At 64.0% G+C, this 6,115-nt stretch carries 7 protein-coding genes; 6 read left to right on the top strand and 1 reads right to left on the bottom strand.

The window, feature by feature from the left end:
• Positions 1-131: 131 nt before the first annotated feature.
• Positions 132-2,027, top strand: a complete 1,896-nt coding sequence (locus AX681_RS17760; protein WP_082737879.1) for an asparagine synthetase B family protein — start codon at positions 132-134, stop codon at positions 2,025-2,027.
• A 27-nt stretch (positions 2,028-2,054) separates the two neighbouring features.
• Here AX681_RS17760 and AX681_RS22120 read toward each other — a convergent pair whose 3' ends face one another.
• Positions 2,055-2,213 carry a hypothetical protein gene (locus tag AX681_RS22120; protein WP_156442637.1) on the bottom strand — a complete coding sequence of 53 codons (159 nt, stop codon included), beginning with the start codon at positions 2,211-2,213 and terminating at the stop codon, positions 2,055-2,057.
• A gap of 246 nt (positions 2,214-2,459) precedes the next feature.
• Here AX681_RS22120 and AX681_RS17755 point away from each other — a divergent pair, with 246 nt between their 5' ends.
• The 5 genes from AX681_RS17755 to AX681_RS22115 all read left to right on the top strand — a co-directional run.
• A complete protein-coding gene (locus tag AX681_RS17755) occupies positions 2,460-3,386 on the top strand; it encodes a hypothetical protein (RefSeq protein ID WP_156442636.1) in 927 nt (308 codons plus the stop codon).
• Complete coding sequence (locus tag AX681_RS17750; RefSeq protein WP_066658082.1) at positions 3,383-4,285, top strand: sulfotransferase domain-containing protein; 903 nt, start codon at positions 3,383-3,385, stop codon at positions 4,283-4,285. Before AX681_RS17755 ends, AX681_RS17750 begins: the two co-directional genes overlap by 4 nt.
• Complete coding sequence (locus tag AX681_RS17745) at positions 4,282-4,542, top strand: PqqD family peptide modification chaperone (RefSeq protein ID WP_066658080.1); 261 nt, start codon at positions 4,282-4,284, stop codon at positions 4,540-4,542. Before AX681_RS17750 ends, AX681_RS17745 begins: the two co-directional genes overlap by 4 nt.
• A 488-nt stretch (positions 4,543-5,030) precedes the next feature.
• Positions 5,031-5,405, top strand: a complete 375-nt coding sequence (locus AX681_RS23745; protein ID WP_443026123.1) for a DUF6538 domain-containing protein — start codon at positions 5,031-5,033, stop codon at positions 5,403-5,405.
• The coding region (locus AX681_RS22115; RefSeq protein WP_197424321.1) for a tetratricopeptide repeat protein at positions 5,390-6,115 on the top strand (726 nt) is incomplete at its 3' end. The genes AX681_RS23745 and AX681_RS22115, both read left to right, overlap by 16 nt.

Genomic DNA, 6,115 nt, shown 5'->3' with positions numbered 1-6,115 from the left:
GGGACGGTGCCAACCGATGCCGCGTTCGGTGAAGCCGTGACCACGCTGTTGCAACTGGCGCTGGTCGGGGTAACCGACTAGGCGTCACGCAACCCAAGGTTCGCTTCGCTGCAAGAAAGTCCCTGAAAAACGTGAGTGCGGTGTTTGGCATCATCCGGTTCGACGGCGATCCGGTAAGCGATGACACATTGAAGCGAACGGGGGCGGCGCTGCGGGCGCGGGGCCCGGATGGTATCCGCCACATCCGGCTGGGCAATGTCGGGCTTGGCCATTGCCTGATGCGCGTCAACCGGGAGGACCGGTTCGAACGCCAGCCGCTCAGCGACGGCATGCTGACGCTGGTGGCCGATGCGCGGATCGACAATCGGGAGGAGATTGCAGAGGCGCTGGCGATCAGCCCGGACGATCTGGCGCGCATGGCGGACAGCGCGGTCATCCTCGCCGCTTACCGCGCATGGGGCGCGGGGTGCGCAGACCGGCTGCTCGGCGATTTCGTGTTCGCGCTGTGGGATGCGGAACGACAGACGCTCGTCATCGCGCGCGATCCGATCGGCATGCGCGGCATCCACTGGTATCAGGGCGACGGGTTCGCGGCCTTCGCGACAGAGGCCAAGGGGCTGATGGCGCTGCACGAGGTGCCGCGCGACCTCGATCCGACGCGATTGATGCGCTCGATTATCCGCGATTTCCGGTCGAGCGCGAACACAGGTCTGGTTCCGGGCATCGGGACGATCCGGGGCGGCACCGTGCGCAGCGTCACGGCGGACGGTGAAGTGACCGACACATGCTATTGGCTGCCGCACGCGGCGCAAGAGCATGAAGGGCGCGATGCGTCTTATTACCATGACACCTATCGCCGCCTGGTGGGGGAGGCGATAGCGTGCCGGGTACGGCGCCTGATCGATCCGCCGGGCCTGTTGCTGAGCGGCGGGTTCGACAGCGCGATCATCGCCGGGCTGGCCCGTGCGCCCGCCGCAGAGCTGGGCCATCGCGTGGTGAGCGTGACCTCCGCCATGGCACCCGATGGCGGCACCGCCGGGACCCGCCCATTCGATGCACGCGAGGGCGCGCAATGGTGTCACGATCATATGCCCCATCTGGATCACGAATGGTGGGTTCGGTCGGATGAAAGTCCGCTCGACCGGGGCGGCATCGCCGATCATGCTTCGGACGATGTGCCGTTGCAACTCGGCTTTGTGTTCGACGGCATGTACAACAGCTTGCGCCGTCGCGGCGCACGGACCGCGTTTGACGGGATCGGGGGGGATGAGACGATCAACCCGCGCATCGCCTCTCCGCTCGACGCACTATGGGCCTCGCGCAGCATTGCGGCGCTGTGGCGCGAAGCGCGGGCCGAGGCGCGCGGATCGCGGGTTCGGGGGCTGCGCCTGATGCTGGCCGCGATGATGCCGCAATGGTTCCGGCGCTGGCGGCGCGGGGCACCGGAGCCCGACGGTATCTATTGGACCAGGGTTTATTGCCGCCCGGACCAACTCGATCCGCTGGTAGCGGAAGGGGTGGTGCAGATGCCCCAGAGAACGCTGGTGCGGGATCGGGCGGCGCGGCTTCGCACACTCGACCTGCTGCAATCGCGCGCGCGGCAGAATAATGCCAATGAGGCCGCTGCACGGGGGCTGGAACTCGTACGGCCGATGCTCGACCGCCGGCTGATCGAATTCGGGCTTGCGATCCCGGATCGGGTTCAGCGGGTTGGCGGTCGCACCCGGATGCTCGCCCGAACCGCACTCGCGGATGTGCTGCCCCCGCAATTCGCAACGCGGGCGAACACACAGGAATGGCTATTGCCGCAGAGCGAGGATGTGTTGCGCGAGGCGGCGGCAACAATGCGCGCCGATTTTGAACGCTGGCGCGACAAGACGGAACTGTGCAACGCCATCGATGTCGACCGATTGCTTGTCGATCTGGCACCGGATCGCCTGGAAAAGGCCGACCCGGTGCAGCTCGCAACGATCGCACGGCTCTATCTGACCGCGCGCCACATCGCCTGGTTCCGCGGCTTCAACTGAGCGCGGGTAACCGCGGATCGAAGCCGCTCAGGACGGACGGTCGGTCGGCGTCGTCGACTCGATGAAGGTCGGGAGCTGGTTGTTCGCCGTGTCCTGCACGTCGGAGGCGATCAGTGCGGGGGCCATCCATGGCTTGCGGGTCGCTGTCGTGGCGACCGTGATCTTTGCCTCGTCGTTACGCTCCATCACAATTCCCCTTTTCATTCCCTTCAACATTGCGGTTGCCGCAAGCGTCAACGCGCGTCAAGGCGCATCATCACCAAATAGCAAAGCCGCGTGCATTCATCGATTCCGCGCCAAAAATGGGCACGGAGGATGCGTTGGTGAAGACCGCCCTTGCGTGATCGACCATTGGCAGAACCCGCCGAACGAAATATGAGCGCCGCCGCCGGCACCGCCGGCGCCCACCCGTTTCGGTCAGGATCCTGTCGCTTGTTGCATTATCTGGTTTGCGGGCGCGTCGTCGGGTCCGATCTGGACCTTCCGGCATTCACCCGCATCACGCCCGATTATCCGACCGCTGCCGAGATCGTCATCGCCCGCACCGATGCGCTGCCGACCATGACCGATGTGCGGGAAACCGGCCCCAACTGGATGCTTTCGGCGGACCAATATCGTCTGCGCGTTCCCGGCACCGTCGACATGCTGGTCAGTCACGGCCGCACGATCGACTATGTCGTGCTGGGCGCAAACGATGCGGACGCGGCGGCCTTTATCGCTTCGACCGGGATGGGCGCGCTGTTGCACCAGCGGGAGGATGTCGTGCTCCATGCCAGCGCGGTCCGGGTGGGCGACGGCGCGGTGTTGTTCTGCGGACCTTCCGGTGCCGGAAAGTCCACCATCGGCGCGGCGCTGGTCGAGCGCGGTTACCCGCTGGTCAACGACGATTTCTGTGCGCTGCGCGAGGTATCCGGGCGCGTGATGCTGTTCGCCGATGGGCGGCAACATAAATTGTGGCAGGAGGCGGTCGAGAAGCTGGCCGTCGACGCACGCGTGGGGGCGGCGGTGCGGCCCCAGTTGAACAAATTCTATGTGTCGCCGAAACTGTCGGTGGGGCAGGAAACGCCGTTGCCGGTGACCGCGATCTACGCGCTGAAGGAGGATCGGCGCACGGCGCAGCCCGCGATCGTGCCGCTCAATCTGGTCGATGCCGCGCGCACCGTGCGGCGCAATGCCTATCGCCCGATGCTGACCCGGCTGATGGGGCAGCAACAGCTCTATTTTCAGATGACCGCCCGGCTGCTCGCTCAGGCGGTGGTTGCGGATCTTGTCCGGCGGCTGGATTTTGCCGACTTGCCGACCGTGATCGACCTGCTCAAACGGCAATGGCGCGAAAGCGGGCTGGACACGGCCCCGTGACTCAGCGCGTCTGGCTTGCCTCCTATCCCAAGTCGGGAAACACTTGGGCGCGCCTGCTGCTCGCCAATATCGGGCAGAATGAACCTGTCAGCATCAACGACTTTGGCGGGAAACGGGGCGGGATCGCCAGTGCGCGCGACTGGTTCGAACGCGCATTGCACCTGTCATCGGGGCTGCTGACCCATGACGAATGCGACGCGCTGCGCCCGCTGATGTATGCGGCCGGAGACCCGTTGGCGGCGGCGCGCACACCGGCGCCGACGCCGGTCGGTCATCTCAGCTTCTGCAAGGTCCATGACGCTTATAACCGGCTGACCGATGGCAGCCCCTTATTGGGCGGCGCGGAGGGTGCAATCGCGGCGATCCTGATCGTCCGCGATCCGCGCGACGTTGCCGCTTCGCTCGCCAACCATCTCGGCCGCGATATCGATCATGCCATCCGGTTCATGGCGGATCCCGGGGCCGGGCTGTGCGACATCGTTACCGCGCAGCGCAACCAGCTGCGTCAGCGGCTGAGCAGCTGGAGCGGACATGCGGCATCCTGGCTGGAGCAGCAGGATGTTCCGGTGCATTTGGTATCCTATGAGGCACTGCATCGCGACCCGGTCCGTACGTTGACCGACGCCCTGGAATTTTGCGGCGTCTCGCTCGACGTGACGGAGGCGGCGCGCGCCGTCAGCTTTGCCGATTTCGACGTGGTACGCACGCAAGAGGACAGCGAAGGATTTCGCGAGGCACCGTCCTATGGCGACGGGGGCGGCCGGTTCTTCCGGTCCGGCAGGGCCGGTGGGTGGCGCGAGGAACTGACCGACGATCAGGTGCGGGCGATCGAGCGCGCGCACGGCGCGACGATGCGCCAGCTTGGCTATGATTTGTGTTTTCCGGAGGTTACTGAATGACGTTGATGCGTGCAGAGGGCTGGTTGGTCGCCAGCGTATCCGACGAAATCCTGATGCTGAACATCGCGCGTGGGGAATATGTCGGCCTTAACGAAACCGGGGCGGTGATCTGGGAACTGCTCGAAACGCCACAGACCATCGAACACCTGGTTGCAAGCCTGGTCGCCCAGTTTGAGGTCGACGCGAGCCAGGCGACCGCAGAGGTCAACGCATTCATCGAACAGGCGATGCAGAAGGGGATGGTCCAACAGCTTTGACTCGGCGCGCAACGATACTCTCTGGGAGCGACAACATCGGGCCTCGCGAGGCAATCTGATCCGATCCCCAACGGATGTGTCGATCGGCTGCGGCTTTCGGCACGTTGGCGCTTCTATACTCGGTACGCCAATAACCGTTTGATCCGTTTCGAACACCTTCAGACTTGACGAACCAATGGTCGCGAGGGGTGTGCCAGGTATAACGCCGAGCGCCGCGCCAGCAGCCGGACGGCTTTGGAGCCTCCAAGCGAGTCTGTAACGCTCGATCTGACAGATTGGTATCGCACTGGTATCGCAAACCCGCTCAAATCACCTTGGATGGCGTAATAGAGTGTGGCACAGCCCACGCACTTCAGCCTTTTCTCCAGCGTGCCGCGCATTCGTAATGCGGGGGTCACAGGTTCGAGTCCTGTAAGCGCACCACCACCCAAAAAATCGCAGAAAACCAATCGCTTAAGTCACGTTCTTGTGCTGACTGTCGCACACGAGTGTCGCACAAGACCTCATTCGATCAGAGCTTAAGCCTCTCAGATGGTTGTGAAAATGACAGGCCGAACTGTCGCACACGGGTGTCGCACAGATGGCCTTCCGGTGTTTGGCGTCGAGGTGCGATGTTTCAATATCGGGTGCGGGTGCCTTCCGATCTCAGGCAAGTCATTGGATCGAGTCACATCAGCAGATCGCTGGGCACAGCCTCGCTGACCGTCGCCCGACGATTGGCGAAAGTCGTCGCATTTCAGATCGATGAAAGATTTGATGCAGCGAGAAAATCGGGTGATTGGACGGCTGCACCAGAACTATCCGAATGCCGTGCCACTGAGTCGAGCGTGTCGGTGCCGACCCGGTGGTGGTTCGCCAGCTGATCGAGCGCGCGCTCGCTGTGGACCCAGAACGGGCGGCGCTGCATGTCCAGCTCGCGCATGTCCATCTCGACCAGCTAGACTTTCGTGGCGCGGTGCTATGCCTCGAGCCTGCCATAGAGCTTAAGCCGGATGACGGCGAGGCGCGCATGCTTGTGGCGCGCTGCTACAATATGCTTGGCCGACCCGACGCGGCCCTTCGCATTCTGGCGCCGCTCGCCGGTGCCAACTATGAGCGCGCGGCGGCGCTCGCAGAATTGGGTGACGCGGGTGCCGAAGCCGAGTTTCGTGCCGTTCTGATGCGCCAGCCCAATGATGCCCGCGCTTGCCGACTGCTGAGCCGATTGCTCCGCCGGAGCGGTCGTCACCACGCGTTGCTGGAACTATGCGAAACGCTGTTCGACCGTGGTGGGGTCAGTGCCCAGCTGCTCTACAATTGGGGCGTGGCACTGGCGCTGACGGGCGATACGACACGTGCGAAACGGCTGATGTTCGACCCGGTTCACATCGTCCGCAAGCCGTTGCCGGTGCCAGACGGTTATGCCGACATCGCGGCGTTCAATGTAAAGCTGGCAGCCGCACTGCTTGCCGAACCTGCGCCCGTTACCGAATTTCCGGAGGAGTTCGAAGCAAATCGGGGCAGCCGACGGATCGACAATCTGTTCCACGGACCGCGCGCGGCACTAGCCGCGCTGCTGGTGAAAGCATTCCAG

This window comes from Sphingomonas sp. CCH9-E2, assembly GCF_001557215.1.
Classification (GTDB): domain Bacteria; phylum Pseudomonadota; class Alphaproteobacteria; order Sphingomonadales; family Sphingomonadaceae; genus Sphingomonas.
This window is presented reverse-complemented; position numbering and strand designations above follow the sequence as displayed.

What these genes read in the sequence shown, in the direction of transcription:
- AX681_RS17745 (WP_066658080.1), top strand. Translation starts at nt 4,282, where the DNA reads ATGACGTTGATGCGTGCAGAGGGCTGGTTGGTCGCCAGCGTATCCGAC.
- AX681_RS22120 (WP_156442637.1), bottom strand. Translation starts at nt 2,213, where the DNA reads ATGGAGCGTAACGACGAGGCAAAGATCACGGTCGCCACGACAGCGACC.